The 22491-nt window shown below is 35.6% G+C and carries 24 protein-coding genes; 17 read left to right on the top strand and 7 right to left on the bottom strand.

Annotation, left to right across the window (positions count from 1 at the left end):
• Positions 1–282 precede the first annotated feature (282 nt).
• From H0173_RS06285 to H0173_RS06300, 5 genes are all read left to right on the top strand, one after another.
• Entirely contained in the window at positions 283–855 is a 573-nt protein-coding gene (locus H0173_RS06285; protein WP_221845491.1) for a bifunctional transcriptional activator/DNA repair enzyme AdaA, read from the top strand.
• The gene (locus H0173_RS06290) at positions 842–1759 is read left to right on the top strand and encodes a DNA-3-methyladenine glycosylase family protein (RefSeq protein WP_221845492.1); all 918 of its coding nucleotides are present in this window, start codon (positions 842–844) and stop codon (positions 1757–1759) included. The genes H0173_RS06285 and H0173_RS06290 overlap by 14 nt, the downstream gene beginning before the upstream one ends.
• Complete coding sequence (locus H0173_RS06295) at positions 1743–2222, top strand: methylated-DNA--[protein]-cysteine S-methyltransferase (RefSeq protein WP_221845493.1); 480 nt, start codon at positions 1743–1745, stop codon at positions 2220–2222. Before H0173_RS06290 ends, H0173_RS06295 begins: the two co-directional genes overlap by 17 nt.
• A gap of 453 nt (positions 2223–2675) precedes the next feature.
• Positions 2676–2807: a hypothetical protein gene (locus tag H0173_RS22175; protein WP_260631053.1), complete on the top strand. Its 132-nt coding sequence runs from the start codon at positions 2676–2678 to the stop codon at positions 2805–2807.
• Between the two features lie 222 nt (positions 2808–3029).
• Entirely contained in the window at positions 3030–3470 is a 441-nt protein-coding gene (locus H0173_RS06300) for a hypothetical protein (protein ID WP_221845494.1), read from the top strand.
• Between the two features lie 254 nt (positions 3471–3724).
• Here H0173_RS06300 and H0173_RS06305 read toward each other — a convergent pair whose 3' ends face one another.
• Positions 3725–4075, bottom strand: coding sequence for a DUF4181 domain-containing protein (locus tag H0173_RS06305; RefSeq protein ID WP_221845495.1), 351 nt, complete (start codon positions 4073–4075; stop codon positions 3725–3727).
• Between the two features lie 392 nt (positions 4076–4467).
• Here H0173_RS06305 and H0173_RS06310 point away from each other — a divergent pair, with 392 nt between their 5' ends.
• Positions 4468–5658 carry a macrolide family glycosyltransferase gene (locus tag H0173_RS06310; RefSeq protein ID WP_221845496.1) on the top strand — a complete coding sequence of 397 codons (1191 nt, stop codon included), beginning with the start codon at positions 4468–4470 and terminating at the stop codon, positions 5656–5658.
• A 160-nt stretch (positions 5659–5818) separates the two neighbouring features.
• On the opposite strand, the gene H0173_RS06315 is transcribed toward H0173_RS06310, so the two are convergent.
• Positions 5819–6388: a DUF6434 domain-containing protein gene (locus H0173_RS06315; protein ID WP_221845497.1), complete on the bottom strand. Its 570-nt coding sequence runs from the start codon at positions 6386–6388 to the stop codon at positions 5819–5821.
• A gap of 114 nt (positions 6389–6502) precedes the next feature.
• On the opposite strand from H0173_RS06315, the gene H0173_RS06320 reads away from it, so the two are divergent.
• A complete protein-coding gene (locus H0173_RS06320; protein ID WP_221845498.1) occupies positions 6503–7702 on the top strand; it encodes an MFS transporter in 1200 nt (399 codons plus the stop codon).
• A 38-nt stretch (positions 7703–7740) separates the two neighbouring features.
• The gene (locus H0173_RS06325) at positions 7741–7929 is read left to right on the top strand and encodes a DUF4017 family protein (RefSeq protein ID WP_221845499.1); all 189 of its coding nucleotides are present in this window, start codon (positions 7741–7743) and stop codon (positions 7927–7929) included.
• 53 nt (positions 7930–7982) lie between these two features.
• Here H0173_RS06325 and H0173_RS06330 read toward each other — a convergent pair whose 3' ends face one another.
• Positions 7983–9344 carry an MATE family efflux transporter gene (locus tag H0173_RS06330; protein ID WP_221845500.1) on the bottom strand — a complete coding sequence of 454 codons (1362 nt, stop codon included), beginning with the start codon at positions 9342–9344 and terminating at the stop codon, positions 7983–7985.
• Between the two features lie 175 nt (positions 9345–9519).
• The gene (locus H0173_RS06335; RefSeq protein WP_221845501.1) at positions 9520–10053 is read right to left on the bottom strand and encodes an ECF transporter S component; all 534 of its coding nucleotides are present in this window, start codon (positions 10051–10053) and stop codon (positions 9520–9522) included.
• 284 nt (positions 10054–10337) lie between these two features.
• Between H0173_RS06335 and H0173_RS06340 the strand changes: the two genes are divergently transcribed.
• On the top strand, positions 10338–10727 hold the full coding sequence (locus H0173_RS06340) for a cupredoxin domain-containing protein (protein WP_221845502.1): 390 nt from the start codon (positions 10338–10340) through the stop codon (positions 10725–10727).
• A 79-nt stretch (positions 10728–10806) separates the two neighbouring features.
• On the opposite strand, the gene H0173_RS06345 is transcribed toward H0173_RS06340, so the two are convergent.
• Positions 10807–12237, bottom strand: a complete 1431-nt coding sequence (locus tag H0173_RS06345) for a PQQ-dependent sugar dehydrogenase (RefSeq protein WP_221845686.1) — start codon at positions 12235–12237, stop codon at positions 10807–10809.
• A gap of 405 nt (positions 12238–12642) precedes the next feature.
• Here H0173_RS06345 and H0173_RS06350 point away from each other — a divergent pair, with 405 nt between their 5' ends.
• Positions 12643–14289, top strand: a complete 1647-nt coding sequence (locus H0173_RS06350; protein WP_221845503.1) for a copper amine oxidase — start codon at positions 12643–12645, stop codon at positions 14287–14289.
• Between the two features lie 275 nt (positions 14290–14564).
• Here the strand turns inward: H0173_RS06350 and H0173_RS06355 are convergent, their stop codons facing one another.
• Positions 14565–14873, bottom strand: a complete 309-nt coding sequence (locus tag H0173_RS06355) for a winged helix-turn-helix transcriptional regulator (protein WP_221845504.1) — start codon at positions 14871–14873, stop codon at positions 14565–14567.
• A gap of 190 nt (positions 14874–15063) precedes the next feature.
• Between H0173_RS06355 and H0173_RS06360 the strand changes: the two genes are divergently transcribed.
• The 4 genes from H0173_RS06360 to H0173_RS06375 are packed head-to-tail and all read left to right on the top strand — an operon-like array spanning position 15064 to position 18070.
• Complete coding sequence (locus H0173_RS06360) at positions 15064–15471, top strand: DoxX family protein (protein ID WP_221845505.1); 408 nt, start codon at positions 15064–15066, stop codon at positions 15469–15471.
• 17 nt (positions 15472–15488) lie between these two features.
• Positions 15489–16337: a VOC family protein gene (locus H0173_RS06365; RefSeq protein WP_221845506.1), complete on the top strand. Its 849-nt coding sequence runs from the start codon at positions 15489–15491 to the stop codon at positions 16335–16337.
• A 37-nt stretch (positions 16338–16374) separates the two neighbouring features.
• Complete coding sequence (locus tag H0173_RS06370; RefSeq protein ID WP_221845507.1) at positions 16375–17448, top strand: LLM class flavin-dependent oxidoreductase; 1074 nt, start codon at positions 16375–16377, stop codon at positions 17446–17448.
• A 22-nt stretch (positions 17449–17470) separates the two neighbouring features.
• The gene (locus H0173_RS06375; protein ID WP_221845508.1) at positions 17471–18070 is read left to right on the top strand and encodes an NADPH-dependent FMN reductase; all 600 of its coding nucleotides are present in this window, start codon (positions 17471–17473) and stop codon (positions 18068–18070) included.
• Between the two features lie 297 nt (positions 18071–18367).
• On the opposite strand, the gene H0173_RS06380 is transcribed toward H0173_RS06375, so the two are convergent.
• Complete coding sequence (locus tag H0173_RS06380) at positions 18368–18961, bottom strand: TetR/AcrR family transcriptional regulator (RefSeq protein WP_221845509.1); 594 nt, start codon at positions 18959–18961, stop codon at positions 18368–18370.
• Positions 18962–19388: 427 nt separating this feature from the next.
• Here H0173_RS06380 and H0173_RS06385 point away from each other — a divergent pair, with 427 nt between their 5' ends.
• From H0173_RS06385 to H0173_RS06395, 3 genes are all read left to right on the top strand, one after another.
• Entirely contained in the window at positions 19389–20144 is a 756-nt protein-coding gene (locus tag H0173_RS06385) for an SDR family NAD(P)-dependent oxidoreductase (RefSeq protein WP_221845510.1), read from the top strand.
• A 72-nt stretch (positions 20145–20216) separates the two neighbouring features.
• The gene (locus H0173_RS06390; protein WP_221845511.1) at positions 20217–21023 is read left to right on the top strand and encodes an SDR family NAD(P)-dependent oxidoreductase; all 807 of its coding nucleotides are present in this window, start codon (positions 20217–20219) and stop codon (positions 21021–21023) included.
• 119 nt (positions 21024–21142) lie between these two features.
• A complete protein-coding gene (locus H0173_RS06395) occupies positions 21143–22408 on the top strand; it encodes an MFS transporter (protein ID WP_221845512.1) in 1266 nt (421 codons plus the stop codon).
• Positions 22409–22491: the final 83 nt, after the last annotated feature.

Here is a 22491-nt window from a genome sequence, read left to right on the forward strand (position 1 = left end):
AATTTTTGAAGTGGAGCATATGATAGCTTCACTTTTTTTGTCTTAATATGGACCATAAGAGCAAGAATGAGGACGAATTCGAAGTCTAATACTTGTTAAAATGGGTCCAATAAAGAAATTAATAAACATAAATCAGTTAATCCATTGATAGATTCATTAAAGGAAAAATGGTTTTTAGGAAAGTTTAGGAACTTTACCCTGGAAAATATAAATAGAAATTTACGGGCACATGAATACAATCTGAGATAATCTTTGCACTATTACAGAAAGGAGATAGCAATTATGGTAAACAATGTAAATCTATCATTTGAAGAGATGTGGGAGAAAATCATCGCTTGTGATTGTAAATATGATGGATTATTTTTTACAGCCGTAAAAACTACAAAAATATACTGCCGTCCTTCCTGCAGATCAAAGAAGCCAAAGAAAATGAATGTAGAGTTTTATCATGACATGAGGGAAGTTGAAAAAGCTGGTTATCGTCCTTGTAAAAGATGTCAGCCAGAAGTGGAGCAATCTCCTCACATTGCGCTTGTTAGAAGTACCATTACCTTCCTTGTTAATCATTATAAACAAAAATTGACATTGAAGGATATTGCTGATCAAGTCGGTTTAAGTCCCTTTTATTTGGAGCGCTTATTTAAGCAAGAGACCCTTGAGACTCCACGGACATACTTAGAAAAAATACGTATTGATAAAGCAGCCTACCTGCTAAAGTGTACGACCCTGACAAATCTTGAGATCTGTTATGAGGTTGGATTCCAGAGCCCCTCCAATTTTTACAAAGTATTTCGAAGCATTAAAAACTGTTCACCTAGTGAATATCGAAAGGAACTCCAACATGAAATGGATTGATCACGAATCTTATTTAGAGATTTATCCTCCTGCGGAATTTAATTTTAAAGAGTGCTTAATTTTTTTAGATCGGTCCAGCCAAGAAATTCTTCATGAAATAAAAGAACAGTCTATATATAAACTCCTAAAAGTGAATGATTCCTTGCTTTTAAGCAAAATTGTGTTCATCCATAATTATATAAAGGTTGAATTTCCTATTAGCTCCCCATCTTTTCAGGATCGCAAAAAAGTGGGAGAATATATTTGGGAATGGTTTGATTTAGATCAGGATTTAAGAGGATTTTATCAAGTGGCTAGTCAAGATAATGTGTTAAAGACACTAGCTGCTAAATATTATGGCTTACGGATCATGTGCATTCCCGATTTATTTGAAGCGATAGTTTGGGCAATCATCGGACAGCAAATTAATTTAAACTTTGCTAACACCTTAAAGAAACGTTTCGTTGAACAATTCGGTGAGAGCCTCACGTTTGAGGGAGAAACGTTTTGGGTATTTCCTTCATTTGAAAGATTAGCGTCTATAAATGTGGATGACCTAAGAAAACTTCAATTTACTTTAAGGAAGGCTGAATATATCATTGGAGTAGCTAGAGCTATGACCAATGGGGAAATCGCAAAAGAAGTATTGCTTCAGAAAAATAATTACCATCATATAAAAAATTCATTAATGAGCATAAAAGGTATAGGAGCATGGACGGCAGATTATGTGATGATGAAATGCCTGCACTATCCAACTTCCTTTCCGGTTGCAGATGTCGGCCTTCATAATGCAATAAAGAATATATTAGATCTTGAGAGGAAACCGACTCTAGAAGAAATAGAAAAATATGCAGCTGGTTGGGATGGTTGGCAGGCGTACGCTACATTTTATCTTTGGAGGTCCTTATATGACAAAAATATTTAAGTTAGACTATGAATCACCAGTTGGTGTGCTAGAAATAAGCGGTACTCATGAAGCCATCTTATCCATTTTGTTCTCTGAAGAGTCTCAAAAATCGAATTTAAAAAGCGCTGAAACTCCGCATGTATTAGTAGACTGTTATAACCAGCTTGATGAATATTTTAAAGGTGAACGTTATGAATTCACCTTCCCTTATCAATTTGAGGGAACTGACTTTCAGAAATCAGTTTGGGAAGCATTAAAAGATATTCCCTATGCAGAAACAGGGTCCTATAAGGATATTGCCGTTTCCATTGGGAATGAAAAAGCCGTCAGAGCAGTAGGAAGTGCAAATGGAAAAAACAAGTTAAGCATAGTCATTCCATGTCACAGAATAATTGGGGCAAACGGGAAATTAACTGGATATGCAGGCGGTTTGGAGAGAAAAGAGTGGCTGCTGCAGCACGAAAGATCTTGTAGGAGATAATATTAGGAAAGGGTATGTTATCTATGAAACATACTCTATTATACTATTTTCCTTAGCAGAATGTGTAATTTAGAAAGACGATTACCTATTTCTTATTGTAAATATAAAATGAAAACTTGGGAAGAACCAGCTACAAAATACGTTGCTGGTTCTTTTTGCAGAAGGAAGGTCTTCTAATAGAAGGAAAAGACAAAGATTTAAATAATCTTATCTTTATTTGGTGTATATAACACCGTTAGTAAAGATGCCTTTGACACATTGATAATTAAAATAAAAGGAAAATTATTACACACAATTAGTAAAGATATCTCTTAAAAACAGAAAGGGTTAATTACGCCATTGAATAAATATTTGATTGAGCTTATGCGTATGAAGTTACAATACTCTTTTAATAAAACTACTACATACAAATAACTGCAAAATTAATTGTTTTTTCTCGAGAGGAGAATTGAAGTGGAATTTATTTTTATAATTGGTTTTATCGCTATCGTTTTTACATGTTTTTCAATTGAAGTGAAGTTAAGAAAAACAACTGAGCAAAATAAAGAAATAATTGAATTACTAAAACAGTTGAAAGAAAAATAATAGATGTCTTCCTCAACGATAGCTTCTTACACTATAAGAGGATTAATTTCAATCATCAACACCATTAAAGTTACCACTACCATCATCATCTATTATTTGTAACATTAAAAAAGAGTAATTAATATTTGCAGTTTTTTGTTCATCAATAAGAAAGGAAAATTATTGAAATAGGGAATTGGATTATTATGGTATAGTTAAAGGTGCTAAGGGGGATGAAATAAAATGAAAAAGACTCTTAGGACAAAACTAAAAAAATATTTAGCCTTTTTATTAATTGGTAGTATTATTGCAGGTGTCTCATATCTAATAGTGTACAAGGTTTCATTTTTACCAAACGGATATGATATTGTTGCATTGCAAAAGGATAGTATATCGCTAAAATCATTCAATCTGATAGGAATTGAAAAATCAATTGTGACCGTATCTTTTTCAGAAAATGACAATTGGAAAATGGAAGCTCTTGAATATGAGGTAAATAGACAAAAAGAATTTTTATGGTTGTTATTCTATACGGTGACTATATCCATAATTTTGTTTATTTATAAGTTTCGAAGCGGTTTGAAATTGTGGAAAGTAATTATTGAAAGTAATATTATTTTTTCTGTCTGGCCATTATACACAATTATTACCTCAATAAATAGAATAACAGCTCTAATTATCTGAATGCTAAGTTAAAAGCGTGTTTTAATAAAATATAAATTTTCCAAAATAGGAGTTCACATTTAAGATTAAAGATTGTAAAGCAAAGGGATTTGTAAAGGAACGTGACCTCACGTTCCTTAATGTGTGACATTATATTCAGTTCCTTATTTTTCAAAGGTTTTAAATGTTTTAGTGACTTTTAATAAAAGTTTTTTCTGAGCGTTTTTTAGCGAAATATTTTCAACCTAACTGTTACCTGAACAAGTGACCAAACATCACAAAAGGAAATTAATTAAAAGTATACCAAATATTAGAGTAACTATGGAAACGATATACCGTTTCGAACCCTTTAGATACTTCCAATCAATAAATGAATTAAAACCTAAAGCTAATGTTGTAAAAATAATCCAAAACCACTTTATTACATTTCCTTCAATATTGTCTAATACACTAAAAATAATGACTATGATAATACCAATAAGTGCTAATATTATTCTCCCGTATAGGGCAAAATCTTTAGCATCCTCTGGAAGTTCTTCTTTAATCTTTCCCGTTATCATTATTCTTAACATCAAATGAACAAAGGTTAGAATTATACAGATAAATACAATCGAATTTGAACTCACTATTAAAAGCCCCCTTAGATTCAGATTTTTATTTAACATTCCGCATCCCTTCGTGTAAGAACATCATTTCGTATTCCATAAATTTATTTTAGCATGATTTTTCCATTACCTCTTTAGAAAATTTGTTTGCTTGATATTATTACAATTACCTTGGATAGTCTAATTCGCATCAGGTTTTACAATGGTTTTCGCAACACCGCATAAATATCAGTAAAGGATATTAAATTAGCTCATCTGAGATGTACATTTTTTATAAATTACTAAGAATTATGGTATTTTCAATCATTGTACTATGATAAAATTAATTCCATTATTTAAGATGGGTAATCGGATGGGGAGTAGGACTTTAATTTTACAAAATCTAGAGAATATTTTTCTAAGGAGTGTTAGTGATGGCACGTGTTTTATTTATTAACGGCGGATCAGAAGGACATGTCAATCCTACGATTGGAGTTGTACAAGAGCTTGTTTCACGCGGAGAAGAGGTCGTATACTTTACAATCGAAGCATTTCGAGATCGTATTGAGAAGACGGGTGCTACTGTGCGTACATTTGATAGTGAAAAATTTATAAAAGCTTTCATTTCTGGTGGGAGAAATTATTTACTCGAAAGAGTCAATGGTTTATTGCATACAGCAGATATCATGATACCCAGTGTCCTGGAGCAAATCGAAGGGGAACATTTTGATTATATCATCCATGATTCCATGTTTGGTTGTGGACGATTAATTGCACAAATACTTAACCTTCCAGCAATTAATTCTTGTACGACTTTTGCACAGACAAAAGCAGAATTTGATAAAACTGAAGAATATCTTTCAAAAAGCATACCAACAGAAATATTGAAAAAAATAAATGAAGATTATCAAAATCTGACTACAAAAATTAAAGAAGAATATAATGTTGAAATCCATTCTCCTTATGAAGTTTTTTGTAATCCTGCACCACTTACAATCGTATATACAACCAGAGAGTTTCAACCATTTGGAGAAGCATTTGACCAAACTTACAAATTTGTAGGTCCGTCCATCTCATTACGAACGATGCAAGAAAACTTCGATTTTACTGCAATCAAGGGAAAAAGCGTTATTTACATATCACTGGGTACTGTATTAAACCAAGCAATTGGTTTTTATAAGCTTTGTATGAAGGCATTTGGGAACATGGATCATACAGTTGTTATGTCGATCGGGGAAAAAACTCAAATAAGTGAGTTAGGGGAGATCCCTAAAAACTTTATAGTCAAAAACTATGTTCCACAAACCGAGTTGCTGAAACACACTAAATTGTTTATTACACATGGTGGAATGAACAGTGCTAATGAAGGAATTTATTATGGGGTACCGATGATCGTAATTCCATTAAGCGCTGACCAGCCGATCATTGCCGAGCAAATCGTCAGTATCGGAGCCGGTATTAAATTAAATATGCAAAGCTTGACTGAAGATCACCTACGTGAAGCAGTAGATCTTGTAATAAGCCAACAATCCTTCCAAAAAGCTGCTGCAAAAATCAGTGAATCTTTTCAAAAATCAGGTGGATACCGCAAAGCTGTAGATGAGATATTCGAGTATATGAGATAAAAGTTTCCCAGGTTCCACGTTTGAATTTTTCTTAAAGGGAATGAGGGAATTTAAGTTTTGGCAAACAACTAGCATTTGATGAACAAGTCAAACAAATGCTAGTTTCTCTTTACTGACAATCAAATCAATTAACAGTTGACATGTTGGGTGTTCATAAAAGTTAATTATTAGAATCATATTTGTTGCTTCCAGGGAGTTTTTTGATTGCATTCCATGCTTCAATTGCTTCTTCACGACTTTTTCCTTGATTTTTCGAGTCAGCAAAATAGTCACGAATGAATTGATTGTATTGGAATTGAGGTGCAATGTTTTTCTTGTATGTGGGTTCTTTCTTTCGTACTTCTTCCTCATTCCAAGCTTTTACAACATCTCGATATGTTTTTCCAACATTGTTTTTAAAGTAGTTTTGAATATGGGTTGAAAAATGGAATTTCGGGATAACAGTCTTAAAAAACGCTCTGACATCTTGACTGCAACAATGGTGCTCGGTAATGACTGTATCGAGATTTAATACCGATTGAGGCTCTAATTTCTTGATCACACTTGTTTTTCTAATCGGTTTTTTTATCTCTCCTGTTCGAAGAAATATTTCAATTCTATTAGAAATCTCGATTTTGGAGCCGGAGGCACTTATTCCGTTTTCCCGACAAAATGCTTGTAACTCTTCTTTTAACCAATAAAAATCTTTAAAACTATTAACACTTATATCTACTGTTAATTTAGGTCTCAAAAAAATCACCTCCCAATCAATACTATAGAACATTTGTTCTCAGTAATCAAAATATAGATATTAATTACATATATATTTTTATAAATACAGCCACTAGAAAATAAGGGGGACATTATGATTCCAGGTTCTTGGAGAGCGCTATTATGGATTGGAGTTTCAGAATTATGTGCATTAAGCTTATGGTTTAGTGCATCTGTTATTGCACCCGAATTAATTGAAATTTGGAACCTTAGTTCTAGTTCAGAAGCATGGCTGTCTGCATCTGTTCCAATAGGTTTTGTTATAGGAGCATTATTTAGTTCCTATTTTGGGATTGCAGACCGTTATAATCCCAGAAAGGTATTTGCTGCTTCAGCAATATTAGGAGCGCTATTGAATGGCTTACTTATCCTCGCTGGCCATGCATTTTTAGGTATCCTGCTTAGGATTTTAACGGGAGTAACTCTCGCTGGCGTATATCCGACAGCTGTAAAAATTTTATCACAATGGTTTCCTAAAAAACGTGGTCTGGCAATTGGTATTTTAATAGCTGCATTAACATTAGGGTCATCTTTACCACATTTTGTAGTTATATTTTTTTCTTCATTAAATTGGCAGTTCGTAATTATTTGTAGCTCAGTATTAGCTGTAGTTGCAGCAATCATCGTTAATTGGATCTTAGAAGATGCTCCAGGAACATCGGGAAAAATTCCGTTTTCATTTAAATTAATTAAAAAAGTGGTAACGAATAAGCCTGTCATGCTTGCGAACTACGGTTATTTTGGTCATATGTGGGAATTGTATGCGATGTGGACATGGCTACCTGCTTTTCTGGCGGCTAGTTTCACAAGCCATTCACCAGAAACTCCGCATTCGTTTATTGCATTATCCTCTTTTATTTCAATAGGAATTGCAGGGGGGATTGGCTGTATAGCAGGCGGATTGATCTCAGATAAAATCGGAAGAGCCAATTTAACGATTATTTCAATGGCTATCAGCGCAAGCTGCTCTTTATTGATTGGTTTAACATTTGGTCACTTTATTTGGTTAACTCTTTTACTATCTATTATTTGGGGGATGTCTGTTATATCCGATTCGGCCCAGTTTTCTGCTGCAGTTTCAGAAGTAGCAGAAGTTGAGTATGTAGGAACAGCGTTAACCTTTCAAATGTGTATTGGTTTCTTAATTACCATATTTTCTATTAATCTAATCCCTATGATTGAGAGTTTTATTGGCTGGAAATGGGGTTTTGCTTTATTATCGATTGGACCTATACTGGGAATTGTAGCGATGATCAAATATAAGAGATACGAATATAATAATATGAATGGTTAAATGGCTTTGGATCCTTTGAGTTTAAAGGTGGTGTTCTTATGAGTAAAATAATTCCGCCATTATTGTCCTATATCATTGTGTGTCTCATTGCGGTCTTTGCTCCTGCATCAGAAGGGTATAATTCAGTAGGATGGAAATTGTTTGTTGGACAAATTTACGCAATCCCAGTTTTCATAATTGTTGCTGTGATTACTTATTATTTGAATAAAAAAAATAATCCGAAATGACAGATTAAATTTCAATGGAATATGCCGGCTCTTTTTAAGAAACCGGCATATTCTTATATTCCAGCAGCCTTTTGCAGGGCTCTTTTTTTCAGCCATGGCTGAGAAAGCCAGCGTTTTAATGCGAATAATCCGCGAATCCATTCATCCAGTCCCTGGGCGAGCCAAACTCCTAATAAGCCCATGCCGAGCGTCACTCCAAAGAAGTAACTAAAGACAACCGCGACACCCCACATGCAGATCATACCGATAAAAACAGGAAACTTTACATCCCCAACTGATTTTAACGAACCCATAAGAACAATATTCATGGCTCGGCCGGATTCAATAAATACCATTGCCCATAGAACGGGAAGAGCAACCGCGATGATCGTTTCATCATTTGTAAACACAGTTAGTATCGGCTTCCCAATTAGCGCTATCAGAAGTGAAACAGCAGTCGAGGCAATCATCGCTATTTTTAATGTCTTAAGTCCACGCTTTAATGCTTTGTCATAATTTCGAGCACCTATGTAGCGTGCAACCAAAAGCTGTGTTCCTTCAGCGATCGCCAATGTAAATAAATAACAGAGCATGGTTAAATTTAAAATATACATGCGGGCTGCCAATGGGGCATCACCGAAAAAGGCGATAAAGATTGTTATCACCACTTGGGAAAATTGATATGAAAGATTCTCACCTGCAGATGGAACTCCTATAGAAAGAAGACTCTTCACGTCTGATTTATTGATAATAAAAATATCTTTAACATGCAGACTTAAATGAAGCTGTTTATAAACAAAGTAAAAGAGAGCAACAATAATAAAGACTCGTGCGATGATGATGGAATAAGAAACTCCTATAACGCCAGTAACGGGCAGTCCAAACCAGCCTTTAATGGCAATAAAGAAGCCGAAAGTACTTATGACATTCATAATAACCGTAACAATCATCGTTTCCTTTGTATGTCCATAGCTTCGTAATACCGCACTTAGGGCTAGAGAGATTGCCTCAAGGAAAAGGGAAAATCCTGTAATGGTAAGATACGTGTATGCAAAGTCATATATCTCACCACTTAGTCCGTAAAACTTCAGAAACACCCCGCTAAATGCAACGATAACGACCGTCATGGCAATACCTACCCAGAAATTCACCCCAAATGCCGATCTAGCAAGTCTACGCGATCTGGCCAATTGGTTAGCACCTAAATTTTGACCAATTAGGATCGTAGCTCCAATCGCAATTACGTTAAATATTAAGATGAAGATGTTAATAATTTGATTGGCTACACCCACTCCAGCAACGGCGTTATCAGAATAACTGCTTAATATTAAAGTTGCAATAATCCCCATGCTCATATGAAGGGATATTTCAATGAATAAAGGCCATGTGATGTTAAAAAGTGTTTGATCCTGATATTTATTATTTTCTGTGGCCAAATGTTTTCTCCTTTCTGCCTTAAAGAACTGTTATGGAAAATACTATAACTCTATTTCATGAAAATGGAAATATTAATAAATCATTATCGTTAAAATAAAAAGCCATCATAATACCCAAAATAAAAAAGAGAGGAAATGTCCTCTCTAATACAATGATTATTGTATTTGTATACTTTTATAATAATTTCTTTAAGCGTTCTGCAATTGGAACTACAATAATACCTGCAATAACAACTTGCATAATGTTACCTGGGATGGACCCGAATGGCAGGACCCAGTTACCGTAAATAATCACTTCTGCAAAATAATAGCCAACGACTTTAATAATTAGAGCAGCTGCTACTGCAAGAGAATAAACCAAGACTCTATTGCCAGGTGATTTTTCGGAGATAAGTCCAACTACAAAGCCCATAGCACCTACGATGATAAATGTAAATGGTGCCCAGACAGCCCAGCCGGATATTAGGTCAAAGAAGCCCATTCCGAAGGCACCTGCTACGGCACCCGTTTTTCTGCCGTAAACAATTGCTGCTATAAAAAGAGGAACGTTACCTAGATGGATAAGACCACCGCTACCCATTATTGGGAGTTTTATATTGATGAACATCGTTGCTACTAAAGTTAATGCGATGAAAAGTGCATTAATGACTATTGTTCTAGTTTTACTTCTAGTTTTTGATGTTCCTGTAGGTGAGATTGCTGAATTCATTTGCTTAATAACTCCTTCTGTTTTTTAAAATAATATCATATAACCAGTCACTTAATAAATACTAATTCTATGAATATTATAAAATCGTTTTGGAAAGAGTTTTGTAGAAGAAGATTTAAAAAATTTAAAGCTTAATCTATTGATTCAGGGGTCACCACTATTAGAGTCGATCTTATTCTTTTTTCTTGTCTCTGTTTCAAAATGAAAGTACGCCGGAACCCAATTAATAGTGATAGTATTTTATGAATTGGAAAAAGTAATACATAGGAAAGGAGGGATTGCGAATGTTTGTGAAAAAATGCTTAACAGGATTGGTAGTTTTACTTACGTTGATTGTGGTTGCAAACACTGCAGGATCACAATGGGTATTGGCCGATTCCGGTATCGTTACTCAACCGATGGAAACAGTCAATAATATTGAGGTCGAGTTGAACGATAATTACTTTAATCCAAAAGCCATTACTATTCCAAATGGAACGACCACAACGTTGATATTGAAAAACAAAGGTAGGATAGAACACACCTTTACAGTGGAAAAACTCGGAATTGACACCGAGGTCCAACCGGGAAAAGAAAAGAAAATTACCGTGACACCAAAGCAGCCCGGTACATATGAACTGATATGTCGGTACCATTTCCAGGAAGGTATGGTCGGGAAAGTAATAATTAAATAACAAGCAGGGCCAATTGGTCCTGCATTTTTAATAATAAGTAATACATTGAAGGTATTAAGTGAAATATTATCGTTTTGAATCATGGAATAATTTCAAAGACAGTACCTTGGTTAAAATCAGTCACTTTCATAGAGCCATAAACACCTAGATATAGTTTGGATTGATCAAAATTAGTTCCCAAACTAACATAATGAGCAGATCCCGGCCCAAAATTATAATCGGTTTGAATCACACTAAAATCATTTAATTTACAATCTGTTCTTATCTTTGTATAAGCTAAAACCCCTCTAGCTGGAGACCTGGATTCATCCTTCCTTGCAATGTCGGTAAATACAACACTTCCTGTTAATGCGGGGATACTATTCCCCATATAGGCTTGCACTCCTGTAAGTGCAGTTCCTCTAAATTTATCGGGTCGGGGATCACTATGAAAATAACTTGTTAGAGGGGGAAGACGGTTAACGGATGTTGTGATGGCTTCATTGTAATAAGCAATTGTTTTCTCATCCAAGTTTCGATTTGTGCGGCAGCCCATTTTTAACGATGTAGGAAAAGCACCTTCCCACCCTCGCCAGCCAAAGTTAACAAGACCTTCTAGCTCAGGTTTAGGTGTCATTAAAGAATATTGAATAAGCTGAGTAACAGGTATCGGTTTATATTGTACGAATGAAAAAATCGATTCTACCAAATCCTGTCCAACATTTCCCACATATTTAATATACTGATTATAAAACCATTGAAATGAAATGCCCGGTATATTCCGAACCCCTTTTGCAATCACAGTAAGTGTTTCCTGAATGGGTACGGGAAGTTCATTAAACTGTGATACTACAGGTGGATTTTGGATAAAAGTATTTTTAACTACATCAATTTCAATTATTTTTCCGGCAATCTCCATATCATTCTGGCTTAAATTGAATGGATCATAACCTGCTCCACCATCCCCGGTTGTTAAAACAAGTTTTCCTGTTTCAGGTGAAAAGTTTAAGCTATTGACACCATTATGATTAAAAAATGGTCTTCTTAAGTTTAGTAATGTCCGTTGTTTTTGAGGTTGACGATTCGATCGAATATTCCATTCTTCAACAGTATCAATATGATCATATTGATTTTCTCTATTTATCCACTTAAGGTTTAAAGTACTTGGATCACATGGGTCAGGTGAAAATGGTCTAGGAAGGGCACCAGGACCTTGTGTTCCAGCAACTGAATAATGAAGATAAAACAGTCCGTTATGATAAAATTCAGGATGAAATGCTAGCCCTAGCAATCCTCGTTCATCATATCCACCACCTGAAACGCCTGCTTCTGAAGTACCTAGTTTTATAATTCGCGAGCGAATATTTAAAAATGTCCGTATAACTCCGTCCCTTATGTAAAAAATCTCTCCTACCTGAGTTGCAATAAATAATGTTTCTTTTGAGTCGCCAGGAAGTATAACTGTTTTTATAACAGTCGGTAAATTAATTTTACTTACAATGGGCCGTAAATTAACCTTAACTTTTTTCAACATTTTTTACACACCTTCTTAGTCTCCATATTTATAAATATGATTAGAACGTAATACCAAACCAGGATCGAAGAATCTAACAAGGAATTAAACATCTTTCGCATCAGCGCAGGAATTATTTATTAAGATTTTAAAAAGACTCTCATTAATCGTTTATTAAAGGTTATGTTATTTTGGGCTGTATTTATAACTTGCGAGATAGCTATTATTTATGAAATAGAAATTGTACCGGGGGGGACAGTCAGTTAAATAAACTTATGGCAGCGGTTTTATAGTGATTAACACAAATTTAACAGGCTCTATTAAAAATAGGGAAACATTTGGTTTCTTCTTACTTCTTATTAACATAAGATGTTTGGGAGAGTACTTGTTTTTACTCAATAAGCAATTTTGGAGAGTGATTCAATGGGATTAAGCTCAGAAATAATTGTGGAAGCAGTTCCATTTGGTCCAGACCATGAAACAATGAATCAAATAAGAAGTATCTGTGACAATCATCCTACTATCGAAAAGTTTTTAAAAGGAAACAGACATCTGCTGCTATCGTTGGAATTGCTTGATCTTAAGGATAAACCGGGAAACAAATCCATAAATCGACCGAAAAATTCTCAACTAACGCCCCCAAGTCATTTTTTAGCAACATACTATGACTACACTAACAATCGTACAGTAATAGCGACTGGACCCATTCATGATCCCAGTTGTATTAGCGCAGCACATTCAGATACGCAGCCGCTGCCAAGTATTGAAGAGTTTGAGTTAGCGGTATCTATTGTTCGTGATCACCCTGAGCTTGGCTGCTTAATTCGAGAAAACCTTGTGCGTCCTTACAGAGCTATGCCGGCACTCATTTATACAGAGCTTCAAGACTGCCGTCATGAAAGGACCCTCGCGGTTGGCCTTCTGCCTGTTGAAGAAGAATCAAATGATAGAACAGCAGATAACGAAGAGACTTTGCATCAGATTGTTGGAGTTAATATGATTAGACGTGAAGTCATTATATATGAAACTGGTGCACCGCCATTTTCAGCAGCAATAGACCATATTTGTCAGCCTCCGCCTGATGCAAATCAACCTACGGTAAGAAGAGGAACGTTAGGACAATCCCAGATAAGGATATTGCAAGGTGGTACTGAAATATGGAATTTCATTGCAGTGAGACCAGCTGCTTCTACAGGTATAGTTGGTTCAGGTATCGAACTAAGAGATGTGATGTATCGGGGAAAAAAAGTATTATCCCGTGCTCATGTGCCAATTCTTAATGTACGTTATAAGAATGATGTTTGTGGCCCTTTCCGCGATTGGCAGTGGCAGGAAGGGAGAATTGAAGCGTTTGGAACAGATATTGCTCCAGGATTCCGCAGGTGTTCCACCCCTGCTCGAACGATCCTTGATACTGGTTCTGATACTGGCAATTATCTCGGTGTAGCCATTTATGTTGAAGGGGAAGAAACAGTATTAGTAAGTGAAATGGAAGCTGGCTGGTATCGGTATATTAGTGAATGGCGTTTCCATAACGATGGTACAATTCGTCCACGATTTGGATTTAGTGCAGTAGCCAATTCGTGTACATGCAACCCTCATTTTCATCACGTATATTGGAGATTTGATTTTGATATCCGGACTGAGGGTAACAATGTAATACAAGAGATAAACGAACTACCAAGTACCGGAACTTCGATTTTTCGAACTATAAATTATGAAATTAAAAGGCTGCGTGATTCCTTTCATAATAGACAATGGCTAATTTCTAACAAATCAACTGGTGAAGGATATACTTTAATCCCAGGTAAGAACGATGGAAAAGCAGATAGTTTTGGGGTGGGGGATGTATGGCTTCTTCGCTACCGCAGCTCAGAGTTAGATGATGGACAAGGTTTCACAACAAATATAGATAAAGCACGAGCTAATTTAGACAAATTCGTTGATAGGGAGAATATTAATGGACAAGATATAGTAGTTTGGTATGCGGCACATTTCACACACGATGAAACAAGTGGAGTGGAGGTTCCACACATTCTTGGTCCAGAGTTAAAACCTCGAAACTGGTAGGAAATAGCAGGGCAGTTCAGCAATGACAATGTGGAATTTGGTTGAAGAAAAAATTAAGTCATATTGGAGTATAGGGCGTAATTCTGCTGAAGAATTACGCTCTTTCTATTCAAGTTGAACTTCACCTTTAAAAGGAACACGGTATTTATATTAATATAAGCTGATTTTTGAAGGAATGTAATTAAATTACAATCAATATTTTTCCCGCTGATAATAAGAGAAGATACAAAGAATTCTTTATATCTTCTCGATTTATCTTAATTCACTAGTTTAAGTTAAGCATCCAACCAGTTTTGAGACCATTTTTCTATCTCTTTCATAAGCGGCTGCAAGGCTATGCCTTTTTCGGTAAGTGAATACTCGATTCTAACTGGTGTTTCTGCAAATACCTCTCGTTTAACGATCCCTTCGTTCTCCAAATCCTTTAACCTCTCTGAAAGTACTCTGCCACTTACACCTATTGAAGATTCAATAGTACAAAAACGCTGTGGACCAGACAAAAGCTGATAAAGAATTAAGCCAGTCCACCTTTGGCTTAGCAGCCCCATGGCTTTTTCGAATCTAGGACAAATCGACTTATCCAATTAAATCAACTCCTTACTTAATATTATATACATATTTATCAATAATTAAATTATTTTTTGTAATAAACTTACTTGACTTTATTTAATTATATTAATATACTTACTTACATAAAGTAACCGACTTACAAAATAAATAAATAAGGTTGTTAGTTGGTTTATAACAAATAAAATTCAAAGGAGTGTTACGTTTATGATAGGGAAAAATGAAATTGTTACAACGATTTTAAGGGTATTTTTAGGTGCAACCTTCTTCATTCATGGGTTAGCAAAGCTACAGGGCGGTATTGAAAATACGGTTGGTTTTTTTGAAAGCTTAGGTCTTCCAGGCTTTACAGCTTTTTTGGTAGCTTTAATAGAATTAATTGGCGGGATCGGAATTATTTTAGGCATAGGAACAAGAATAATTTCTATTCTTTTTGTAATTATTTTAGCTGTTGCGATTGTTAAGGTGAAGCTCACTGTTGGTTTTCTTGGAAATGGTCAAATGGCAGGCTATGAACTTGATCTTGCTTTAATGGTTATTTCAATCTATTTCGCTGTAACGAACAAATCATATTTAGCTTTAGATAACGTACTTTTTCGCAGTGAAAAAGCGTAGAAAAAGGGGGAGAGATTTTGAACTTTCATCGTGAACCGATAACATTTGTTGGCCAAGTAAACTTAAAGGTACAAAATCTAGAAAGATCTCTAGCCTTTTATCAGAAGGTAATTGGTTTTAACGTATTGGATAAATCTGAAAGGTCCGCAAAATTAACGGCTGATGGGAAGACAGTTTTATTATCAATCGAACAGCCAATTAACAATGCACCTAAACAAGTGAGAACGACTGGCTTATATCACTTTGCACTACTTCTTCCTAAACGTTCAGATCTTGCTAAAATTGTTCAATATTTTGCGGAAATTGGATTTCAATTTGGTTCTTCAGATCATCTTGTAAGTGAAGCTCTTTATTTATCTGATCCTGATGGGAATGGAATTGAAATATATACAGATCGAGATCCTTCCGATTGGAGTTGGGAAAATGGCGAGGTTGAAATGACGGTTGATCCGCTGAATTTCCCAGACTTGCTTTCTTTCGGGAGACAGCAATCATGGAAAGGTCTGCCTGCTGAAACTGTCATGGGACATATCCATTTACATGTTTCTGAATTAAGAAAGTCTGAAGAATTTTATGTCAAAGGACTGGGATTTGAGGTAGTAAATCGTTATGGATCTCAGGCACTCTTCCTTTCGGATGGAAAATACCATCACCATATAGCTATAAATACTTGGAATGGAGTAGGGGCACCTGCACCTGCACCCAATTGTGCGGGGCTTGAATCCTATACTCTTATGCTGCCAAGTGAGGAAAAAAGAGCTAAAATCGTTGATCAGTTAAAAAGTATTGGGGCATCCATTTCCGTATCAAATGATTCTTTCATTACTTCTGATCCTTCCAGTAATCGCATAATCCTAAAAGTATAAATCTATTACCTTTATCCACTTGGAGGTATCTACTGCCATGCGAAAAAATGATGGATTAAATAATAAAGGCATAGAAATAGGAATCTACACACTTGGTGATATAGGGACAGATCCTCATACGGGCAAAACAATTAGTGCAGGGCAAAGAATAAAAGAAATATTACAAGCTGCTAAACTCGCTGATGAAGCGGGACTTGATGTATTTGGAGTTGGTGAACATCACCGGTTGGACTATGCTACCTCAGCTGTTCCTGTTGTATTGGCTGCGATTGCTCAATTAACTAAACGTATTAAATTAACAAGTACAACTACGGTATTAAGTACAGTTGATCCTGTTCGCCTGTTTGAAGATTTTGCTACATTGGATTTGCTATCAGATGGTCGTGCAGAAATCATCGCTGGTCGCGGTGCATTCGTGGAATCCTTCCCCCTTTTCGGTTATGACTTAAATGATTATGATGCTCTCTTTGAAGAAAATATAAATCTATTATTAAAGCTTAACGAAAATGAATTAGTTACTTGGGCTGGCCGGTTTCGCTCACCATTAACAAATGCAGAAATAGCTCCAAGGCCTTTACAGGATGAAATACCAATTTGGGTTGGTGTAGGGGGAACACCAGGAAGCGCATTCCGAGCTGGCAGGCTAGGACTAGGGATGATTATGGCAATATTAGGTGGTGAGCCTGAGCGATTTCAACCACTAGTAGACCTATACCGTCAATCAGGTAAAGAGGCTGGTCATGACTTGGCAAAACTTAAGGTAGGCGTAACTGGTCATGGCTTTTTTTCCAAGACAAGTCAGCAAGCCAAGGATGAATTTTACCCTTATTATGCCAATTATTGGTGCTATGTTAACCGACAGCAGGGGCTAAAAAGTCCAACGATCACCAAATCTGATTTTGAGCAAATGACTGGTCCAAATACTGCTTTGTTTGTCGGAAGTCCACAACAGATCGTAGAGAAAATCCTGCAGCAATATGAACTGTTTGGTCATCAGCGTTTTATGGCACAGATCGATATCGGGGGTGTTCCGTTTAAGAAAGTAGCAGAGGGAATTGAGTTGCTTGCGACGGAGATAGCTCCAATTATACGAAAAGAAACGAGAAAGTGAAAAATTACAGGTGGTGTAAAGAATGGGTTTTTTAGACAAAATATTAGGGAAAGCAGATAAGGAGGAAATACCGATGACATCAGAAAAATTAAATATTGGAATTATTTTAGGCAGCACTCGCCAAGGACGAGTAAGCCCGCAAGTTGGCGAATGGGTAAAAGGAATTGCTGATCAACGTGGAGATGCTAATTATGAAATTGTAGATATTGCAGATTATAATCTACCGTTTTTAGGTACAACCGATGGAACAGAGCCAGGTATCACAGCATGGAATGAGAAACTGGCAAGTCTTGATGGTTTTGTATTCATCGTTCAAGAATATAACCACAGTATAACTGGTGCGTTAAAAAATGCCATCGATTTTGCTCGTGAAGCTTGGTATAACAAAGCAGCTGGTATTGTAAGTTATGGTTCAACTGGCGGGGCTAGAGCAGCGGAACATTTACGTGGAATTCTTGCTGAACAAAAGGTTGCAGACGTTCGTACTCATCCAACTTTAAGTTTATTCACTGATTTTGTTAATGGAAGTGAATTTAAACCGCAAGATTTGCACCTTAACAATGTAAATGCAATGCTTGATGAAGTAATTGCTTGGAGCGGTGCATTAAAAACAATCCGGTAAAAGTTAATATTAATGAATGAACAGCGGTATTATGTGTTCTATAAAAATAAATTTTTGCATGATACTAGCATTTCTATATTCTTTACTGCTAAACAACTGAGTTTGAACCGACTTTCTTAAAAGAAGGTCGGTTTCTTAGTTTAGGTTAAGGATTGCACACTATCTAAATGGAGGGTATCGAAATTATTAGGTTATTTTTATAAAAATGGACTTAAAACAAAAATGAAACGGTGAACCTGATCAAAACGAATCAAGTTTATTATTCAAATATAATTATTTAGCGATAATTCTGTAGAATTAAGCCTCGAATAAACGCATAACTCTTTCGAGGGAAACCTTAATTGGGTATAAGCCTCGTGCATTCCATAAGGTTAGTCCTTGAGTAAGCGATTGATAGTAGACAGCCAGTTCCATAGGGTCACCCTCTACGAATATTCCTTCTTCTTGACCTTTTTTAATGATCCGGCAAATTCCTTCCAAAGATGCTGTAAACTTTTGTACAAATTCCTGTTTTATGTCTTTAGGCAGAAATTCAGATTGAAGAGCTTCAATAACGAGAGTATGATGGCTAAGCGCATTCTCTAAAGAGCCAGAATAAGTAAGCTCAGTGAGCCATTCAAGCTGGTCCTTAGGTGTTCCTTCCTTTTTGGCAGCTTCCTCAACAGAGTCAATAAATAGATCTAGTACATTCGAAATTAACGAAATATATAGATGTTCTTTTGATTCGAAGTAATGATAAAACAACCCATGGCTTAAATTTACCGATGAAGTAATTTCACTAATTTTTGTTGCTGCAAAGCCCTTACGAGCGAATACCTTCAAGGCAGCATTACTAATTTCCTCATAACGCTGATCACGTATTTGTTTAAATTGTTCTTTACTCTTTGCCATAATTTCTATCTCCTGTATTGTATTTCGTAAATTTTTTAAACACTTCTCATCATAATCAGCCTAATACCTGAGACAGATTACTCATACCCTTGAATATGGAAAATGAAAGGAAAGTTGAAAAGTTAATAATAGCTATTATAGCACTTTTAAATTTTTTTTTTGGAAAAGTTATAAATAAACATTAAGTATAATTATTACACTTTTTTCAATGATAATGTATAAATATGACTTTTTCTTAGTGTGTTTAAGCACTAAAAACAATAAAAATAGGTATAATGTATAGCTATTTTACAATAACTTTTGAATTTTGTTTTATTTTCTATTTTTTGCAATATATTTTTTGATTGATTTGTAAGTCAACGTTATATATTATTGGAAGTGGAGTTTTATAAACACTATGTAAATATAACTAAAAGGGGTTGGAAAAATGAGTAAGCTTCAAGGAAAGACAGCAATCATTACCGGAGGAGCAAGCGGTATTGGTAAAGGTATGGCAATGGCTTTTGTTAAAGAAGGAGCAAAAGTAGCTATTATAGATTTAAACGCTGAAGCTGGGAATCAAACTGTAAAAGAATTACAAGAATATCAGCCAGAATCGATCTTTATTCAAGCTAACCTTGCAGAACATGACAAAATAGTTGATGTTGTCAACCAAGTAATTGAAAAATTTGGTAAACTTGATATTTTAGTAAATAATGCCCATGCATCAAAAATGGCTTCTATTGCGGAAACAACTCAAAAGGAATTTGATTTGTCATTTAATACAGGTTTCTATCCAACATTCTACTTTATGCAGGCAGCACTTCCTTACCTAAAAGAATCTCAAGGAAATATTATTAATTTTGCTTCTGGTGCTGGAATTAACGGAGATGTAAACCAAGTTTCTTATGTAGCAGCAAAGGAAGCAATTCGTGGAATCACTCGTGTAGCAGCTAATGAATTTGGCCCATTTGGAATCAATGTTAACATCATTTCTCCAATTGCTAAATCACCAGGTATGCTTCAGTGGGCAGAAGAAAACCCAGAATATTATCAAGGAATGCTTTCGAAAATTCCATTACGAAGACTTGGTGAAATTGAAAGCGATATCGGACGTGTTGCGGTATTCCTTGCAAGTGAAGATTCAGCATATATTACTGGCCAAACAATTATGGTTGATGGCGGTTCTATTAAATTAAGATAACGTTTTGGAATAGTCGTTGTGTTTATTACTCAATTTAACATTGAGTTGATATAAGGAATTGGAGGAATAAATATGGGAAGAGTACAAGGGAAAGTAGCATTAGTAACAGGTGGAGCTTCAGGTATTGGTCTATCTACAGCGCAATTAATGGCAAAAGAAGGCGCAAAGGTAGTTATTGCTGACTTCAATGTTGAAGGTGCTAAACAAGCAGCAGAAGCGATTGTAGCACAGGGCGGTGAAGCTGTAGGAGTATTTCTAGACGCTGGAAACGGGGATTCTATTAAAGAAGCTGTCGATTTCACAGTTGAAAAATTTGGTTTACTAAATGTCCTATTTAATAATGTTGGCTTAACGAATCTGCAAAAGGATTTAGATGTTGTCAATATGGACTTAGATGAATGGGACAAGCTCATGAATGTGAATTTGAAAAGTGTCCTGCTTGGTTGCAGATATGCTATTCCACACATGATTAAAGCTGGTGGCGGATCTATCATTAATACCGCTTCAATGGCAGCTTTTGCAAGCGATGCCATTCGTTCTGCATACGGAGCATCTAAGGCAGCAGTTGCTCATTTAACAAAATATGTTGCTACTCAATATGGAAAAGATCTCATTCGCTGTAATGCTGTTGCTCCAGGGCTTATCTTAACGCCAGCAGCAGAAAAGAACATCCCTCCAGCAGTATTGGAGATTTTTAAGAAATATAATGCACTCCCATACAATGGTGAAGCTGATGATATCGGCTATACTGTGCTGTTCCTAGCTTCGGATGAGTCTAAATATATTACGGGTCAAACTATTAAAGTTGAAGGCGGACATTATATAGCAAATCCAAGCATTGCGGATTTTAATGAATTCATGAAAAATACGCAAGCATAATTGAAATCATTTTCATGGGGACTATTAGAACGTCCATGTCCCCATGAAAACTAGAAAATAGAGGGGTATACACCTTTTATAAGGTGTTTTTAATCGGAAATAAGGGAGAAATGAAAGACATGAGTGAGAAAAAAAATAAATTGCATTTTGCATGGTTAGTCTTAGTTGGTATTTGTTTAATGGTCGGCTTAGGGAAGGGTGCCATGAATAATTCAGCTGGATTATTCCTAGCTCCTGTAGCGAAAGACCTTGGGGTAGGTATGGGGAATTTAACTCTATATTTCAGTGTGTCAGCAATTGTAACGATGATATTCTTACCGATTAGCGGGAAACTGATGGCTAAATATGACACTCGTTATATTTTAAGTATTGCTATTATCCTGCAGGGAGGCGCTTTTGCTTTATTTGGAGTTATGAGCTCTGTGTGGGGTTGGTATATTCTTGCTATTCCATTAGCAGTTGGTGGAGTTTTTATAACTGTTATTGCTGGCCCGGTATTAATTAACACTTGGTTTAAAAAACATAATGGACTTGCATTAGGAATCATGGGAGCAGCTACTGGCTTAATTGGTGCATTTTCACAGCCGATAGTTGGAAACTTAATTTCTAACCAAGGTTGGAGACAGTCGTATATGATGGTTGGGATTGTAGCCATTGTTATTGCGGTTCCAATTATTTTCTTATTTTTAAGAAAGTCACCTCAGGAAAAAGGTTTACTTCCATTAGGAATGTCTGAACCAACTAGTAATGAAGGCGGATCTGCCAACACATCTGAAAATAGTGGTATTTCTTTTGCTGTAGCAAAAAAATCAGCAGCATTCTTCTCATTAATTACTTTCTTTTTCATTATTACTTCATTTGGAAGCTTTGCTATACACATGCCAACATATTTAATGCATAAGGGTTACGATGTTACGTTTGCAGGAAATATAATGAGTGCATATATGGTTGGTTCTCTAATCGGTTCTTTAGTGTTTGGTATTTTTAGTGACAAAATTGGTGCTAAAAATACGACCCTTTTCGCAATGGTTATTGGTATTATCTCAGTTACTTTACTATTATTCTTTGCAAATAGTGCAATGATTATCACAATAGCAGTTGCATTATTTGGTTTTGTAGCAGCCTCAATTGGAACATTATCACCTGCCATTACATCAGCATTATTTGGCAGTAAAGAATACAGTCAAATTTATTCAACCGTATCGATGGGGTTAGCAGTAGCTTCTATTATTGCGTTGCCAGCGTACGGATATGTATATGATCTTGCCGGAAGCTATACACCTGCATTGTATGCTTTAATTGTTTTGTTAATTATTAATATCGTTTGTATCTTAATTGCTTTCAATAGTAAAGAAAAAATGGTTAAAGCCGGTTTATGGAAATAATATGATCATTAAAACCTCACTGTTCATACAGTGGGGTTTTATTTAGTTTTAATTGGAGTAAACTAGCTCAAAATAAATTGAAA

The sequence above is a fragment of the Bacillus sp. S/N-304-OC-R1 genome, from assembly GCF_019749375.1.
Lineage (GTDB): Bacteria > Bacillota > Bacilli > Bacillales > Cytobacillaceae > Cytobacillus.

Excerpts from the sequence above, each read along its gene's own strand:
- H0173_RS06360 (WP_221845505.1), top strand. The coding sequence starts at position 15,064 with ATGATAGGGAAAAATGAAATTGTTACAACGATTTTAAGGGTATTTTTA.
- H0173_RS06320 (WP_221845498.1), top strand. The coding sequence starts at position 6,503 with ATGATTCCAGGTTCTTGGAGAGCGCTATTATGGATTGGAGTTTCAGAA.
- H0173_RS06325 (WP_221845499.1), top strand. The coding sequence starts at position 7,741 with ATGAGTAAAATAATTCCGCCATTATTGTCCTATATCATTGTGTGTCTC.
- H0173_RS06375 (WP_221845508.1), top strand. The coding sequence starts at position 17,471 with ATGGGTTTTTTAGACAAAATATTAGGGAAAGCAGATAAGGAGGAAATA.
- H0173_RS06290 (WP_221845492.1), top strand. The coding sequence starts at position 842 with ATGAAATGGATTGATCACGAATCTTATTTAGAGATTTATCCTCCTGCG.
- H0173_RS06340 (WP_221845502.1), top strand. The coding sequence starts at position 10,338 with ATGTTTGTGAAAAAATGCTTAACAGGATTGGTAGTTTTACTTACGTTG.
- H0173_RS06295 (WP_221845493.1), top strand. The coding sequence starts at position 1,743 with ATGACAAAAATATTTAAGTTAGACTATGAATCACCAGTTGGTGTGCTA.
- H0173_RS06310 (WP_221845496.1), top strand. The coding sequence starts at position 4,468 with ATGGCACGTGTTTTATTTATTAACGGCGGATCAGAAGGACATGTCAAT.
- H0173_RS06370 (WP_221845507.1), top strand. The coding sequence starts at position 16,375 with ATGCGAAAAAATGATGGATTAAATAATAAAGGCATAGAAATAGGAATC.
- H0173_RS06380 (WP_221845509.1), bottom strand. The coding sequence starts at position 18,961 with ATGGCAAAGAGTAAAGAACAATTTAAACAAATACGTGATCAGCGTTAT.
- H0173_RS06335 (WP_221845501.1), bottom strand. The coding sequence starts at position 10,053 with ATGAATTCAGCAATCTCACCTACAGGAACATCAAAAACTAGAAGTAAA.
- H0173_RS06300 (WP_221845494.1), top strand. The coding sequence starts at position 3,030 with ATGAAAAAGACTCTTAGGACAAAACTAAAAAAATATTTAGCCTTTTTA.
- H0173_RS06395 (WP_221845512.1), top strand. The coding sequence starts at position 21,143 with ATGAGTGAGAAAAAAAATAAATTGCATTTTGCATGGTTAGTCTTAGTT.
- H0173_RS06350 (WP_221845503.1), top strand. The coding sequence starts at position 12,643 with ATGGGATTAAGCTCAGAAATAATTGTGGAAGCAGTTCCATTTGGTCCA.
- H0173_RS06285 (WP_221845491.1), top strand. The coding sequence starts at position 283 with ATGGTAAACAATGTAAATCTATCATTTGAAGAGATGTGGGAGAAAATC.
- H0173_RS06385 (WP_221845510.1), top strand. The coding sequence starts at position 19,389 with ATGAGTAAGCTTCAAGGAAAGACAGCAATCATTACCGGAGGAGCAAGC.
- H0173_RS06390 (WP_221845511.1), top strand. The coding sequence starts at position 20,217 with ATGGGAAGAGTACAAGGGAAAGTAGCATTAGTAACAGGTGGAGCTTCA.